Here is a 16,007-nt window from a genome sequence, read left to right as displayed (position 1 = left end):
ATCAGTCGGCCAGCTCCAGAATACGGACTACCAGCTGCGAGAAGCTCAAGCCGAACTGTTTCGCCGCCATCGGCACCAGACTGTGGCTGGTCATACCCGGAGAAGTGTTCACTTCCAACAGGTTGAAGCTGCCATCGGCGTCTTGCATTACGTCAACCCGGCCCCAGCCGCTGCAATCGAGCGCGCGGTAAGCCTGTAACGCCAGTTCTGAAAGCTGCTCTTCTTGCTCGCTGCTCAAGCCGCTCGGGCAAAAATATTGTGTTTCGTCAGACAGATACTTGGCCTGATAGTCATAGAAAACACCGGCTGGCTGGATGCGAATCGAAGGCATCACTTGGTCACCCAGAATCGCCACCGTGTACTCAGGTCCACTCAACCACTTCTCGATCAGCACGTCTTCGTCATGGCGGAAGCCCTCTTCTAACGCGGGCAGCAACTGCTCGGCGGAAGTGACTTTGCTCATGCCAACGCTAGAACCTTCGCGGCTTGGCTTAACAATCAGCGGCAAACCTAAGCCTGCGATTTTCTCGGCCAAAGCGCCCTGCCCTACTTCGCCAAGCTGTTTTTTATTCAGCGCAACGAAAGGAGCGACCGGTAAGCCCAAGGCTTGCCACACCAGCTTGGTGCGGAACTTGTCCATGGTTAAGGCCGAAGCCATCACGCCGCTGCCGGTATAAGGCAGGCCAACTTGTTCCAACAGGCCTTGCAGCGTGCCATCTTCACCGCCGCGCCCGTGGAGCGCGATAAAGACGCGGTCAAAACCTTCGTCTTTCAGGCGAGTGACAGAAAACGTTTTGGTATCGACGCCGTGAGCATCGATGCCGGCTTCTTTCAGCCCAGCCAGTACGGCTGCGCCAGAGTTAAGGGACACATCGCGCTCTGCGGAAGTACCACCAAATAAAACCGCAACTTTATTAGCCATGATGTTCATCCCCTTTTTTCACCGGCTGTAATTTTTGATCAGCCAATTTGCGGGCAACTTTGCCGATGTTACCGGCGCCCTGCACCATCACCAGATCGCCGCCTTCAAGGATTTGTGACAGATTTTCTGGTACGGCATCAATATCAGACACCAAAATCGGGTCCAGCTTGCCGCGAGCACGAATGGTGCGGCACAGCGAGCGGCTGTCTGCTCCCGGAATTGGCGCTTCGCCAGCCGGGTAAACGTCGAGCATGATCAGCACGTCGACCTGCGACAGCACATTGGCGAAATCGTCATACAGGTCGCGAGTACGGGTATAGCGGTGCGGCTGGAAAATCATCACCAGACGCTTATTCGGCCAGCCCGCGCGTGCTGCTTTAATGGTGGCATCAACTTCCGTTGGGTGGTGACCGTAGTCGTCCACCAGCATCGCGCTACCGCTTTTGGCATTCACGTTCTCCAGCGAGTACTCGCCGAGGAAGTCGAAGCGGCGGCCCGTGCCTTGGAATCCGGCTAACGCGCGCAAAATGGCTTCGTCTTCAATACCCTCTTCTGTCGCGACGGCAACGGCTGCGGCGGCGTTCAAGGCATTGTGGCGGCCCGGTGCATTGAGCGTCACGCTAATCAATGGCTTATCTTGGCGACGAATGGTGAAGTGCCCTTGAGCGCCTTCTTGGTGATAGCTTTCGATAAAGACGTCAGCGTCTTCGCTAAAACCGTAAGTCGTAATATGGCGGCCAACGCGTGGCAGCAGCTCGCGGATCACCGGGTCATCAACACACATCACCGCGCGCCCGTAGAACGGCAAGTTGTGCAGGAAGTTGATGAACGTCTGTTTCAGGTTCTCGAAGTCGCCCTGATAAGTGTCCATATGGTCCGCTTCGATGTTGGTTACAATCGCCACCATCGGCTGCAAATGCAGGAAAGACGCGTCGCTTTCATCTGCTTCGGCAATCAGGAAACGGCTGGAACCCAGTCGTGCGTGAGTGCCTGCGGCTTTCACCAAACCGCCGTTAACGAAAGTCGGGTCCAGCCCGGCTTCGGCATAAATACTGGTGACCATCGCGGTGGTCGTGGTCTTGCCGTGAGTCCCGGCGACGGCAATGCCGTGGCGGAAACGCATCAATTCGGCCAGCATTTCAGCGCGGCGAATCACTGGGATACGGGCTTCGCGCGCGGCAACAATCTCTGGGTTGTCGGCGGAAATAGCCGTCGATACCACCACCACGCTGGCGTCCAACACGTTTTCCGGGCGGTGATTAAAGTAAATCTGCGCGCCCAGTTCGGTCAGTTGTTGGGTCACCGCATTAGGTGCCAAGTCTGAACCGCTAATCTGATAGCCTTCATTTGCCAACACTTCGGCGATACCACCCATGCCAGCACCACCGATGCCGACAAAGTGAATGTGCCGAACGCGATGCATCTCGGGCACGAAGGTACGTAGTTTCGCCAATTGTTGTGTATTCACGTTTTTCTTCACTATTTCCAGTTACTGATTAATCCGTTACTTACGGCTCGGACCGCGTTAACAACGGCCCGTTCATATTCATTTTTTGCTGGCGGCAACCACTTCTGCGGCGACGCGCTCAGTGGCGTCGGGAATGGCTACCGCACGCGCGGCGCGAGCCATTTCCAGCAAATGGGTTCTGTCCCAGCCAGACATCGCATCAGCCACCGCAGCGGCGCTGAAATTCGCCTGTTCGATAATTTTGGCTGCACCGGCTTTCTCCAGTGGCAGCGCGTTCCAATACTGCTGACGGTCTTTGTGCTGGAACGGCACGAAAATCGCGGGCAAGCCTGCTGCGGCGATCTCACTGACGGTCAATGCGCCGGAGCGACATACCACCACGTCAGCCCACGCGTAGGCTTCGGCCATATCATCGATAAACTCGGTGATTTTATGCTGGGTCTGGCCGACTTGGTCATAAGCCTGCACGACAGAGTCCAGTGCGCCCTTGCCCACCTGATGCCACAGGGTGATTTTATCGCCCAGCAGCGCGGCCAGTTCCGGCATGGTTTGGTTCAGCACGCGCGCGCCCTGACTGCCACCCACCACTAACACGCGAATCGGACCCTGACGGCCAGCTAGACGCTCTTCCGGCATTGGCAGCGCCAGCACGTCAGTCCGCACCGGGTTGCCTACGACGTCAGCATTCGGGAATGCACCCGGAAACGCCTGTAATACTTTCTTGGCAATGCGCGACAACCAGCGGTTAGTCAGCCCGGCGATACCATTTTGCTCGTGCAGCACCACGGGGATACCGCAAGACCACGCGGCCAAACCGCCGGGGCCAGAGACGTAACCGCCCATGCCCAGAACCACGTCTGGCTGAAAACGACGCATGATGGTTTTCGCCTGACGCCACGCATGATATATGCGAAGTGGCGCAGTGAGTTGCGCTTTCAGACCTTTCCCACGTAATCCGGAGATCTGAATGAAATCAATCTCGATGCCGTTTTTAGGCACTAAGTCGGCTTCCATGCGGTCGGCAGTGCCTAACCAGCGCACTTCCCAGCCTTGCGCCATCAAATGATGTGCAACCGCCAGTCCCGGGAAAACGTGTCCGCCGGTACCGCCTGCCATCACCATTAAACGCTTGGTCTTGCCACTCATCGGGCACTCCTTACAAACGCCTGCGCTTTCGCCAGACGCGTTTCAAAATCTACACGTAACAACAACACGATTGCCGTGGACATAATCAGCAAGCTCGAACCACCGTAACTGATCAGCGGCAAGGTCAAACCTTTGGTCGGCAGCATACCCGCTGCGGCCCCGACGTTTACAAGTGCCTGGAAGCTAAACCACACGCCGATGGAGCAAGATAAAAAGCCTGAAAAACGCTGATCGATCTCTAAAGCGCGACGGCCAATCGACATCGCGCGAAAAGCGACGAAGAATACCATTAACAACGCTAAAACCACACCGAAATACCCTAACTCCTCTCCTAAAATGGAGAAGATAAAGTCGGTATGTGCTTCCGGCAAATACTCCAGCTTTTGTACGGAGTTACCTAAACCTTGGCCCCAAAATTCACCCCGGCCAAAAGCCATCAGTGACTGGGTTAATTGGTAGCCACTGCCGAACGGATCGGCCCATGGATTCCAGAACGACGTTACGCGTCGCATACGGTACGGTTCTGCCACGATAAGCAGTACCACCGCGAAGGCGCCGGAGCCGATAATCGCCAAGAACTGCCACATCTTCGCCCCCGCCAAGAACAGCATGGCAAGGGTAGTGATAAACAGTACAACCACGGTACCCAAGTCGGGCTGGGCCAGCAGCAGGACGGCAAGAATAACCATCACGCCCATTGGCTTACAGAAGCCCCAGAAGTTGCTTCGCACCTCATCAACCTTGCGCACCAGATAGCTGGCGAGATAGCAGAACAGCGACAGCTTGGAGAACTCCGCAGGCTGAATACGCAGCGGACCGAATGAAATCCAGCGCGATGCCCCGTTGACCGAGCTACCCACCACCAGCACCACCAGCAGCATGACAATGGAGATCAGCAGCAGGATATTGCTGTACTTCTGCCAGACAATCATCGGCACCCGCAGCGTGACCAGAGATAGGCCGAAAGCCAGACCGAGGTAAATCGCATCACGCTTGGCGAACAGGAACGGGTCATCAGCCAGACGCTGACCAATTGGCATGGAAGCCGAGGTCACCATCACGAAGCCGATAATCGCCAGACCAAAGGTCAGCCACAGCAGCGTTCGGTCGTACAGCACCAGCGTGGTAGCGTCGTTCTCTTTCGACCCCATCACCCAGTCATTAAATTTGCCCGCGAGGCTCAACCCAGGAATACGCATCAGCCAAGCTCCTTCGCGAGAGCAGCAAACAGGTCGCCGCGCTGCTCAAAATTGCGGAACTGGTCGAGGCTGGCACATGCCGGTGACAGCAGCACCATGTCGCCAGCAGAGACTTGCCCGCTGATGTGGCGCATCGCCTGCTCCATGGTGTCGAAGGTGCTGGACACTTCAGGGCGCAGCTCAGCCAGCTCCGCACCGTCACGGCCAAAGCAGTAGACGCGGATGTTGTCGCCTTGCAGATAACGCGCCAGCGGCGAGAAGTCGGCTGACTTGCCGTCACCGCCCAACAGCAGGTGCAGGGTGCCTTCCACTTCAAGCCCATTCAGCGCAGCTTCTGTGCTGCCGACGTTGGTCGCTTTGGAATCGTTAATCCAGCGTACGCCGTTATGCTGCCATGCCACTTGGAAGCGATGGGCAAGGCCGGTGAAGTGGGTTAGTGCTTGCAAACTGGATGATTGCGGCACGCCAACTGCATCAGCCAAGGCCAGCGCGGCCAAGGCATTGGTATAGTTATGACGCCCAGTGAGCGGCATCTCTTTGGTATTCAACACGCGTTCGCCGCGCACGCGCAGCCAGATGTCATTCTGCTGGCGCGTGAGGTGGTAATCACCGACGTCAACGCCGAAGCTCACACAGCGGCTGTCAGCGCCGCGAATGGGCATGGTCAGCGCGTCATCGGCATTCACCACGCACAGCTTGGCGTTTTCATAGACTTTCAGCTTCGCGCCGCGATACTGCTGCAAACCAAACGGATAGCGATCCATATGGTCTTCGGTCACGTTGAGGATGGTGGCAGCGGCAGCCTGCAAGCTGTAAGTGGTTTCCAGCTGGAAGCTAGACAGTTCCAGCACAAACAGCTGATAGTCCTGCCCCAGCATGCTCAGAGCTGGCAAACCGATATTGCCGCCGACGCCGACTTTCCAGCCCGCGGCCTTGGCCATTTCGCCCACCAGCGCCGTCACCGTGCTCTTACCGTTCGAGCCGGTGATAGCCACAATCGGTGCCTGCGCTTCACGGCAGAACAGCTCGATATCACCCACCACTTCGACACCGGCATCAATCGCCGCGCTCAGTGCAGGGGTGGCCAGTGCCATGCCCGGACTTGCCACAATCAGGTCAGCATTTAACAGCCAATCTTCATGCAGTGAGCCAAGGTGGCGCTCTACGCTGTCCGCCAGCTTATCTAAGCCCGGCGGGCTGACGCGGGTATCTATAACGCGAGGCGTCACGCCGCGCGCCATAAAGAAATCAACACAGGAGAGCCCGGTAAGGCCCAGCCCGATAATGACCACTTTTTTACCCTGATAGTCAGCCATAATTACCGTACCTTCAGCGTCGCTAGGCCAATCAGCACCAGCATCAGCGAAATAATCCAGAAGCGCACGATAACGCGTGGTTCTGGCCAGCCTTTAAGTTCGTAATGGTGGTGAATCGGCGCCATGCGGAAGATGCGCTGCCCACGTAACTTAAAGGAACCTACCTGCAAGATGACCGACAGAGTTTCAACCACAAACACCCCGCCCATGATCACCAGTAAGAACTCTTGGCGCAGCAGTACGGCGATGGTGCCAAGCGCGCCACCCAGTGCCAGTGAACCCACGTCGCCCATGAAGACCTGAGCCGGGTAGGTGTTGAACCATAAGAAGCCCAGACCCGCGCCGACGATGGCGGTACAGACAATCACCAGCTCACCCGCGTGACGCAGATAAGGAATGTGCAGATAGTTAGCGAAGTTCATGTTGCCCGTCGCCCATGCCACCAGCGCAAAGCCTGCGGCAACAAACACGGTTGGCATGATGGCTAAACCATCGAGGCCGTCAGTCAGGTTAACGGCGTTACTGGTGCCGACAATCACGAAGTAGCTCAGCAAGATGTAAAGCAGGCCGAGCTGCGGCATGATGTCTTTGAAGAACGGCACAACCAGTTCGGTAGCCGGTGTGTCTTTGCCAATCGCGTACATGGTGAAGGCCACGGCCAAGGCAATGACGGACTGCCAGAAGTATTTCCAGCGAGCAATCAAGCCTTTAGTGTCTTTGCGCACCACTTTGCGGTAGTCATCGACAAAGCCGACGATGCCGTAGCCGACCAGTACGAACAGCACGCACCAGACGTATGGGTTAGACGGGTAGGCCCACATCAGCACCGAAATGGTGATGGAGGTCAGGATCATCAAACCGCCCATGGTTGGCGTGCCGCGCTTACTGAAGTGCGACTCTGGGCCATCGTTACGCACGACCTGCCCGAAAGACATTTTTTGCAGACGGGCAATCACGCGAGGCCCCATCCACAAGGAGAGGAATAATGCGGTCAGCAGGCTGACGATGGCGCGAAACGTCAGATATGAAAAGACGTTGAAGCCGGAATAATATTTGACCAAATGTTCGGCCAGCCAAACTAGCATGTTGCATTCTCCTGTAACGCCCGTACTACCTGCTCCATGGCGGCACTACGTGAACCCTTAATTAAGACGGTGATGACCGCGTGTTCTGACAGTAAGCTCGTTAAACGGGCCGTCAGGGCTGACTTATCTTGCAGATGTTCGCCACAGCCACTCACGTCGCTGATGGTTTTACTGGCGGTACCCACGCTGAAAACTTTATCGATGCCTGCTTCGCGGATGGCTTCACCCACTTCGCGGTGGCAATTCTCACTCTCTGCACCCAGCTCGCCCATGTCGCCCACGGCCATCACGCGATAACCCGGCATTTCAGCCAGCGTCTGCGCGGCGGCAGTCATAGAACCCACGTTAGCGTTGTAGCTGTCATCGAGCAGCGTTTTGCCTTCGCTCAGAGCGATTGGGAACAGACGCCCCGGCACGGCTTGTAAAGTGGACAGCCCTTGGCGAACATTGTCTAACGTCGCGCCAACGGAGAGAGCCAAGGCCGCAGCGGCCAGCGCATTAGCAATGTTGTGACGCCCCGGCAGCGGCAGAGAGACTTCCACCACGCCTTGTGGCGCATGCAGAGTAAAGGCGGTTTTCAACGGGCTTATCTGCACGTCTGATGCAAAGAAATCGATGTCTTCGCCAGTTTCTGGTGAGAAGCGCCAGACGGTTTTGTTATTCAGATGGCGCTGCCAGTGCGGCCAGTCGTTGCTGTCGGCATTAAGAATGGCGACGCCATTGGCTGGCAAGCCTTCGAAAATTTCACCCTTGGCCTGAGCAACGCCCGCCAGTGAGCCGAAACCTTCAAGGTGAGCAGCGGCAAGGTTGTTGACCAGAGCAGTCTCAGGACGCACTAAATCGGTGGTGTAAGCAATTTCACCGCCGTGGTTAGCGCCCATTTCGATCACGGCGAAATCGTGTTCGGCGGTCAGGCGCAGCAGGGTTAATGGCACGCCGATGTCGTTATTGAAGTTGCCTGCGGTGTAGAGCACGTTGCCGCACTGGCGCAAAATCGCCGCGGTCATCTCTTTCACCGAGGTCTTGCCGGAGGAGCCGGTCAGGCCAACCACGCGGGCTGGAACCTGCTGGCGAACCCACGCGCCGAGACGGCCAAGCGCGATGCGAGTGTCGGCAACCACCAGTTGTGGCACTTCCACCGGTAAGCGCTTACTTACCAGCAATGCCCCCGCTCCGGCTGCAATGGCATCAGCAGCGAAGTCGTGAGCATCAAATTTTTCGCCCTTGAGGGCGACGAACAGGCAGCCAGACTCAATTTTGCGGGTGTCGGTCACCACGGCGTCAATCTGCGCGTCCGCGCCGATCAACTCAGCATTGAGTTCGTTAGCCAGAGCCTGAAGGGAAACGCGGATCATGCGACTACCCCCAGTAAGCGGGCTGCGGTGGTGCGATCCGAGTAGTCCAGACGCTGATTACCCACCAGTTGATAATCCTCGTGGCCTTTACCAGCAATCAGCACTACGTCATCTTCTGCGGCTTGCATGATGGCGCTAGTGACGGCTTCGGCGCGGCCATGAATCTCTAATGCACGGCCCGCGTCGAGCAGCCCGGCAAGGATATCGGCCACGATGGCGCGCGGCTCTTCGCTACGCGGGTTATCGTCAGTCACAATTACGCGGTCGGCGTACTGCTCGGCAATGCCACCCATAAGTGGGCGCTTACCTTTGTCGCGGTCGCCGCCACAGCCGAAGACACACCACAGCTGGCCTTTGCAGTGCAGGCGCGCCGCGGCTAACGCTTTCTCCAGAGCATCCGGCGTGTGGGCGTAATCCACCACTACCGTCGGCTTGCCCGGCGCATTAAACACTTCCATACGGCCGCAAACCGGCTGCAACTGAGCAGAGGTTGCCAGCAGGTCTTTCAGCGGATAATCGAGGGAGAGCAGAGTGGCCAAGGCCACCAGCAGGTTGCTGACGTTGAATGCGCCCATCAGACGGCTTTCAATCAGACCTTCACCCCAGCTGGAATCGATATTCACGCTTGCGCCGCCGTCGTGGTAATTCACGCTGCGAGCCGCTAACCAACGCCCTTTCCAGTCAGCTGGGATCTTATCTTCCATCGTGACGGCAATGGCGTCCGGTGACTTTTGCAGCCAGCGCAGACCCACTTCGTCGTCAGCATTAATGATTTTCTGCCCAACCTGATGCGATGCAAACAGCAGCCATTTGGCTTCTTCATAGCTTTGCATGTCGCCGTGGTAGTCCAGATGGTCACGGCTCAGGTTAGTAAAGGCGGCAGCGGCGAACGGCAGCGCGGCAACGCGATGCTGAACCAGACCGTGGGAAGAGACTTCCATCGCGGCGAAGCTCGCGCCCTGCTTCACTAAGTCAGCCAACACGTGTTGAACCTGTACCGCAGAGCCGGTGGTGTTTTCCGCCGGAACCACGTTATTCAGTAAACCGTTGCCGACTGTGCCCATCACGGCACTGGTTTCGCCCAGCAACTGCGCCCACTGCGCCAGTAACTGGGTGGTGGTGGTTTTGCCGTTGGTGCCGGTCACGCCGACTAAGCGCAGGGATTTGCCTGGCTCGGCGTAGAAACGCCCGGCCATTTCGGACAGCAATAAATTCAGGTCATTCAGGTAGATAACCGGCACACCATGCATCTGGGATACCGCGCCATGCTCCTGTTCACCTTTAGCTTCGGCCACCACAGCAGCCACGCCTTGCGCGATTGCCTGTGGGATAAAACGACGCCCGTCGTTGCTATGGCCTGAAATCGCGACGAACAAGTCTCCGGCAGCCGCCACGCGGCTGTCTAAAACCAGTTCTTTCAGCGCTACGTCTGGGGCATCACTCACCCAGGGCGCTAGTAGGTCGCGCAAATTACGATCTGCCACCTGAAGCCTCTTTTTGATTGTTAACTATGTCGTCATTTTCGCTGACGGTTAGCGCGTCAGGCTCAATGTTCATGGTGCGCAATACGCCACCCATAATCGCCCCAAACACCGGTGCTGAAATCGCACCGCCATAGTATTTACCGCCCTGCGGGTCGTTAATAACCACGACCAATGCAAAACGCGGATTACTCGCTGGCGCAACGCCGGCGGTGTAAGCGATATAGCGGTTGACGTATTTGCCGTCCGGGCCAACCTTCTTCGCCGTACCGGTTTTAATCGCGATACGGTAGCCCTTGATAGCAGCTTTAACGCCGCCACCGCCCGGCAGTGCAACGCTTTCCATCATGTGAACCACTTTACGCACCAGAGGTTCAGGGAAAACGCGTTCACCCGATACAGGAGGATCAACCTTAGTGATCGACAAAGGGCGATAAACGCCCAAGCTGCCAATCGTTGCATAGACACGCGCTAATTGAAGTGGAGTCACCATTAGCCCGTAGCCGAAAGAGAAGGTGGCCCTCTCTATGTCAGACCACCGTTGTTTTTTAGGGTATAAGCCACTGCTTTCTCCAACCAGCCCCAAATTGGTCGGTTTTCCCAATCCGAATCGCGAGTAAGTATCTACCAGCTCTGCGGACGGCATCGCTAACGCCATTTTTGATACACCGACGTTACTCGACTTCTGTAAGACACCCGTCACTGACAGCTCAGGGTATCGGGCCACGTCTTTGATTTCGTGACCATTAACGTAGTACGGCAAGGTATTAAGAACGCTGTTCTCTTTCACCACACCGTTTTTGAGCGCGGTCATCACCACCATAGGTTTGACGGTGGAACCCGGCTCGAAGATGTCCGTGATAGCACGGTTACGCATGGCTTCTTTCGGCGTATCCGGCAAATTGTTTGGGTTGTAAGACGGGCTGTTAGCCATCGCCAATACTTCGCCAGTCTGCACATCCACCAGCACCGCAGTGCCTGATTCCGCTTTGTTGAAAGCCACGGCGTTAGTCAGTTCGCGGTAAACCAGCGCCTGCAAACGTTCGTCGATGCTCAGTGCGAGGTTGTGCGCCGCCTGACTGTCTACGGAGGAAATATCTTCAATCACGCGGCCAAAACGGTCTTTACGGATAGTCCGCTCGCCCGGCTTGCCGGTGAGCCAGCGGTCGAAGCTCTTCTCAACGCCTTCAATGCCTTGGCTGTCGATATTGGTCACGCCAATCACATGAGCAGTCACCTGCCCTGCAGGATAGTAACGGCGGGATTCTTGGCGCAGGGAGATGCCGGGCAGTTTTAGCTTGTGGATGTACTCGCCAATCGAGGGATTCACCTGACGCGCCAGATAGACAAAGCGGCCTTTAGGGTTGGCGTTGATTCGAGTGGAGAGTTGGTCGAGGGGGATGTTCAGGGCGTCGGCGAGCGCTTTCCAGCGCGTATCGACGGTGATCCCGCCGTGATCGTTAATCTCTTTAGGATCGGCCCAGATAGCATTGACCGGCACGCTAACCGCCAGAGGGCGTCCGGCGCGGTCGGTAATCATGCCACGGGAAGTTTCGATGGTTTGCACTCGCAGAGAGCGCAGATCGCCCTCTTTAACCAGCTTGTCGGGGCTGATGACCTGCAAGAAAGCCACTCGCAGCATCAGACCCAGCAGGGCCAGAAGAATACATCCGCACAGCAACGCAAAACGCCAGCTGATAAAGCTGGCTTGATCTTCAGGACGTTTTAACTTCGTTTTGCGCGCTGCTTTCATCTTTTGCGAGTCTTCTCCATAAGCGTTTTAAGGTTGAACCACGATATTTTCTTGTGATGGATCAACGTGCTGCATCTGCAATTTCTCCGTTGCGATGCGTTCCACCCGGCTATGATCGCCGAGGGCATTCTCTTCCAAAATCAAGTTGCGCCACTCAATGTCCAGCGCATCTCTTTCCAATACCAACTGCTCTCTCTGCGCGGTCAATAAGCGCGTTTTGTGAGAAGTGGTGACAACAAATATGGCGCTGACCAACACGGCAATCAGCAACAGCATCGGGATCTTGCCATTGCGCAGAATATCTCCGGCAATGACGCCAACCAGTCCATGACGCTCGTTGCCAATCACGATGCGGTTCTCGCAGCAAAGCGCAGCACGGAGCTACGCGCACGTGGGTTTTCCGACACTTCAGCGTCCGACGGCATCATCTTGCCGATGGACTTCAGTGAGCGGCCACCCAGCTCGGAAATCTGCGCTTCGGTCATCGGGATACCCGCTGGAACCTGTGCGCCACGGCTGTGCTGGCGAATAAAGCGTTTCACGATGCGATCTTCCAGCGAGTGGAAGCTGATCACCGACAAACGACCGTCGGTTGCTAAGATCTCCAGCGCGCCGTCGAGTGCGCGTTCGATCTCTTCTAACTCACTGTTGATGTAAATACGGATCGCCTGGAAGCTGCGGGTGGCCGGATGCTTGTGCTTCTCACGGAATGGCGAAGCGTTAGCAATCAAATCCGCCAACTCTTTGGTGCGGGTCATCGGCTGTTCGCGGTTGCGCTCAACAATGGCGCGGGCGATACGCTTCGCAAAACGCTCTTCACCAAAGGTTTTCAACACCCAGGTAATGTCTTCTTCTTCCGCTTTCATCAGCCATTCAGCGGCGGAATAGCCACGCGTTGGGTCCATACGCATGTCCAGCGGCCCGTCACGCATGAAGGAGAAACCGCGCTCGGCGTCGTCCAACTGCGGGGAGGAAACACCTAAATCCAACAGTACGCCGTCGATCTTGCCTTCAAGACCGCGGTCTTTGACGTAAGTCGCTAAGTCGGAAAACGGGCCATGAATGATTGAGAAACGTGAGTCTTGAATAGCTTCAGCGGCTTTAATTGCCTGTGGGTCTCTATCGATAGCGAGCAGGCGTCCGTCCGGCCCAAGTTGGGACAGAATCAGGCGCGAATGGCCACCACGGCCAAAAGTTCCATCAATGTAAATTCCGTTCTCACGAATGTTCAGGCCGTTTACGGCCTCATCCAGCAAAACGGATGTGTGCTTAAAATTTTCAACCATGCTTATAGTGACAAGTCCTGTAATCGGTCAGAAAGCGGTTCCTGAGACGACTGTTCAGCGTCAATGTCTTCCTTAACTTGTTGATACCAGGTCTGTTCATCCCACAGTTCAAACTTATTGAACTGCCCAACCAGCATCACTTCTTTGGCAAGCCCGGCGTGTTGGCGCAATGTGGTTGCAATCAACAGTCGCCCAGCGTTATCCATCTGACATTCACTTGCATGGCCCAACAGCAGGCGCTGAATACGGCGCTCGACGGGGTTCATACTCGACAGACGGGACAATTTTTGTTCGATAACTTCCCATTCGGGCAGGGTGTAAAGGAGGAGGCATGGGTGATGGAGGTCTATGGTGCATACCATTTGACCTTGCGATTCTTCGCTCAGCAAATCCCGATATCGGGTGGGTACGGCAAGTCGCCCTTTGCTGTCGAGGTTAACCATCGTCGCGCCACGAAACATGACCGATCTACCCCTCTATGACCCTTTTCACCACTTTCCTCCACAAATTCCCACATAAAAGAGTTTACGGATGGTATTAAAACCTTGTCAAGCCAGAGCAGAGGCGGTTTGGCATTATTTCGCGGGCGTCGAGGAGCCTTATCGCAGGGGAGTAAGGATTTTTAGTAGCGGAATAGGAAATAAAGTCATGATTAGTTGAGGAAATTTCTTAGTAAAAATAATGATGATTAAAAAAAACCAAATTGAACATTATTTAACTATTTATATTCTTCTGCTATCGATCTCTCAGTTCTTAACCTCTCCATCTTCAAAAAGAGAATCTTGGCTCCTTTTTAGATGATCACTGCTAAAACATTACTGCTCATGTTGCCAGCCCGCATGCAGCAAGCTTTTGTCCAACTTTCCGGCCTTTACAAATTAAAATGAAAATCGGCCAAGAAAATTAAGGCGTGAATTCTACAGCACTTTTATCGCCAGTATTAACGTATTTAAAAATTGATTTAGCGGTTTATATCAGAGGAAAAAGGCAGCTAAACATTTGCTAATAATTCAATGCGTAAGAAATCTCCCAAAATACCCATTTGAACATTATGGACTCGTTTTTACGCAGCATTTTAGCCACAGAAGACCACAGCCTGATTTTCTGAGAAGAGTGACGGGGGTAAGTAAGACGCGGGTTTAACGGACGTAAACCCGCATTTAAGGCTATTTTCTGCTCAAACGTCCACGACGGAACAGGTTGCGGCGAATGCGAGTCAAACCGGCTTTCGGTTTTTTCGGCTCATCAAGGCATGCCAGAACCAGTTCCAGCACGCGCTCGGCCACGTCGCGGTGGCGCTGCGCCACGGCCAGCACCGGGCAATCTAAGAAGTCGAGCAGCTCGTTATCACCAAAAGTGGCAATGGCTAAGTCCATCGGCAAGCGCCCTTCCCGCTTCAGCGTGACATCCATAACGCCCTGCAATAGCTGGAACGAGGTGGTGAACAGCGCCTGCGGCATCGGATGAGTCTTCAACCATTCGGCAAAGGCCAGCGCCGCCGACTCGCGATCATAAGCATTGGCATACAGATACTGCGGCTCGCGGGCATCGTCGGCCCACGCCTGACGGAAACCCTGCTCACGCAGGAAGCTGACGGAAAGCTCCGGCAGCGCGCCGAGATAGAGAACCGATTCAGCCGGAAAGGCGCGCAACTCCTGTGCCAGCGTGAAGGCGTCTTCCTGATCGGCACCCACTACGCTGATAAAATGTTCCGGATCGAGGGCGCGGTCGAGGGCGATGATCGGGAAATCATCATTGGCCCAACGCTGGTAGAACGGGTGCTCCGGCGGCAGAGAAGTGGAGATGATAATGGCATCTACCTGACGCTGAAGCAGATGCTCCACGCAGCGCATTTCGTTATCCGGCTGGTCTTCAGAGCAGGCGATCAGCAACTGGTAGCCACGCTGGCGAGCCTGACGCTCGAGGTAGTTAGCAATTTTGGTGTAGCTGGTATTTTCCAGATCGGGGATCACCAAACCAATCGAACGGGTTCGGCCCGCGCGCAGCCCAGCGGCGACGGCGTTAGGGTGGTAGTTATGTTCCTTCACGACAGCCATGACTTTTTCAACTGTCTTATCGCTGACACGATACTGTTTCGCTTTGCCGTTAATGACATAACTGGCAGTGGTACGCGAAACGCCCGCTAACCGCGCGATTTCATCCAGTTTCACCGAGAAAACCCCTTACATTACTCATTAAGTGAAGTGCAGCACGCCTTGGAATGGCCTGTTTTAAGCTTGGCGAGGCAATGACTGCTGTCCGTTGGCAATTCAGCCGCCGAGTGAAAGCGACATCAATGACGAAATGATTAAATAAACTTGTCTTTATCTAACCGCAGAAGACCCTGTTGAGCAAGGTGTTTTACCGAATCGCTTCACCTGAGGGTGGAAAGCGGGCAAGCGATCAGTCTTGGGATTCAAGACAAAATAAAAGCCCAACCGGAGTTGGGCTTCTGAGCAGAACCTGAATCATCGGGCCGCATTAGCTGCCAATGATATCAAGGATTAACGCATCACTTTGTCACCGCGAGAGACGCCAACCACGCCAGAACGCGCGACTTCGACGATTTCCGCCACTTCACGCACGGTCGCCAGGAAGGCGTCCAGCTTGTCACTGGTCCCTGCTAACTGCACGGTGTAGAGGGTTGCCGTGACGTCAACAATCTGACCGCGGAAGATTTCGGTGGAACGTTTCACCTCTTCACGCCCGTAGCCAGAGGCTTGCAGCTTAACCAGCATGATTTCGCGCTCAACGTGCGCGCCCTGCACCAGCTCGTTGACGCGCAGAACGTCGACCAGCTTATGCAGCTGCTTTTCAATCTGCTCCAGCACCTTGGCATCGCCCACGGTCTGGATAGTCATGCGCGACAGCGTTGGGTCGTCAGTCGGCGCTACGGTCAGGCTTTCAATGTTGTAGCCGCGCTGAGAGAACAGGCCGACGACGCGTGACAAAGCGCCTGATTCGTTTTCGAGCAATACTGATAAAATCCGGCGCAT

General features: G+C 55.5%; 14 protein-coding genes. All 14 read right to left on the bottom strand.

From position 1 onward, the window contains the following. Window position 1 precedes the first annotated feature (1 nt). The gene (locus GEAM_RS01360; RefSeq protein WP_034787172.1) at window positions 2-922 is read right to left on the bottom strand and encodes a D-alanine--D-alanine ligase; all 921 of its coding nucleotides are present in this window, start codon (window positions 920-922) and stop codon (window positions 2-4) included. Beyond that, window positions 915-2,390 carry a UDP-N-acetylmuramate--L-alanine ligase gene (murC, locus tag GEAM_RS01355; RefSeq protein ID WP_034787321.1) on the bottom strand — a complete coding sequence of 492 codons (1,476 nt, stop codon included), beginning with the start codon at window positions 2,388-2,390 and terminating at the stop codon, window positions 915-917. Before murC ends, GEAM_RS01360 begins: the two co-directional genes overlap by 8 nt. 78 nt (window positions 2,391-2,468) lie before the next feature. Beyond that, a complete protein-coding gene (gene murG / locus GEAM_RS01350; RefSeq protein WP_034787170.1) occupies window positions 2,469-3,536 on the bottom strand; it encodes an undecaprenyldiphospho-muramoylpentapeptide beta-N-acetylglucosaminyltransferase in 1,068 nt (355 codons plus the stop codon). After that, window positions 3,533-4,735 carry a cell division protein FtsW gene (gene ftsW / locus GEAM_RS01345; protein ID WP_034787167.1) on the bottom strand — a complete coding sequence of 401 codons (1,203 nt, stop codon included), beginning with the start codon at window positions 4,733-4,735 and terminating at the stop codon, window positions 3,533-3,535. The genes murG and ftsW overlap by 4 nt, the downstream gene beginning before the upstream one ends. After that, complete coding sequence (gene murD, locus GEAM_RS01340) at window positions 4,735-6,051, bottom strand: UDP-N-acetylmuramoyl-L-alanine--D-glutamate ligase (protein ID WP_034787166.1); 1,317 nt, start codon at window positions 6,049-6,051, stop codon at window positions 4,735-4,737. Before murD ends, ftsW begins: the two co-directional genes overlap by 1 nt. A gap of 2 nt (window positions 6,052-6,053) precedes the next feature. Then, the gene (gene mraY / locus GEAM_RS01335) at window positions 6,054-7,136 is read right to left on the bottom strand and encodes a phospho-N-acetylmuramoyl-pentapeptide-transferase (RefSeq protein WP_034787164.1); all 1,083 of its coding nucleotides are present in this window, start codon (window positions 7,134-7,136) and stop codon (window positions 6,054-6,056) included. Then, window positions 7,130-8,491: a UDP-N-acetylmuramoyl-tripeptide--D-alanyl-D-alanine ligase gene (gene murF / locus GEAM_RS01330; protein WP_034787162.1), complete on the bottom strand. Its 1,362-nt coding sequence runs from the start codon at window positions 8,489-8,491 to the stop codon at window positions 7,130-7,132. The genes mraY and murF overlap by 7 nt, the downstream gene beginning before the upstream one ends. Further along, a complete protein-coding gene (gene murE / locus GEAM_RS01325; RefSeq protein ID WP_034787160.1) occupies window positions 8,488-9,975 on the bottom strand; it encodes a UDP-N-acetylmuramoyl-L-alanyl-D-glutamate--2,6-diaminopimelate ligase in 1,488 nt (495 codons plus the stop codon). The genes murF and murE overlap by 4 nt, the downstream gene beginning before the upstream one ends. Beyond that, complete coding sequence (locus GEAM_RS01320) at window positions 9,962-11,725, bottom strand: peptidoglycan glycosyltransferase FtsI (protein WP_034787156.1); 1,764 nt, start codon at window positions 11,723-11,725, stop codon at window positions 9,962-9,964. The genes murE and GEAM_RS01320 overlap by 14 nt, the downstream gene beginning before the upstream one ends. Before the next feature lie 27 nt (window positions 11,726-11,752). Further along, window positions 11,753-12,073: a cell division protein FtsL gene (gene ftsL, locus GEAM_RS01315; RefSeq protein ID WP_034787154.1), complete on the bottom strand. Its 321-nt coding sequence runs from the start codon at window positions 12,071-12,073 to the stop codon at window positions 11,753-11,755. Further along, window positions 12,070-13,011: a 16S rRNA (cytosine(1402)-N(4))-methyltransferase RsmH gene (gene rsmH, locus GEAM_RS01310; protein WP_034787152.1), complete on the bottom strand. Its 942-nt coding sequence runs from the start codon at window positions 13,009-13,011 to the stop codon at window positions 12,070-12,072. Before rsmH ends, ftsL begins: the two co-directional genes overlap by 4 nt. Before the next feature lie 2 nt (window positions 13,012-13,013). Continuing rightward, entirely contained in the window at window positions 13,014-13,472 is a 459-nt protein-coding gene (gene mraZ / locus GEAM_RS01305) for a division/cell wall cluster transcriptional repressor MraZ (protein WP_034787151.1), read from the bottom strand. A 705-nt stretch (window positions 13,473-14,177) separates the two neighbouring features. Next, window positions 14,178-15,182: a catabolite repressor/activator gene (gene cra, locus GEAM_RS01300; protein WP_034787149.1), complete on the bottom strand. Its 1,005-nt coding sequence runs from the start codon at window positions 15,180-15,182 to the stop codon at window positions 14,178-14,180. Window positions 15,183-15,515: 333 nt separating this feature from the next. Further along, window positions 15,516-16,007 (bottom strand): acetolactate synthase small subunit, encoded by a 492-nt coding sequence (gene ilvN, locus GEAM_RS01295; RefSeq protein ID WP_034787147.1) that lies wholly within the window; start codon window positions 16,005-16,007, stop codon window positions 15,516-15,518.

The organism is Ewingella americana ATCC 33852 (assembly GCF_000735345.1).
In the GTDB taxonomy this organism is placed as follows: domain Bacteria; phylum Pseudomonadota; class Gammaproteobacteria; order Enterobacterales; family Enterobacteriaceae; genus Ewingella; species Ewingella americana.
The sequence above is the reverse complement of the archived record's forward strand: the minus strand, read 5'-3'. Positions and strand labels throughout refer to the sequence as shown.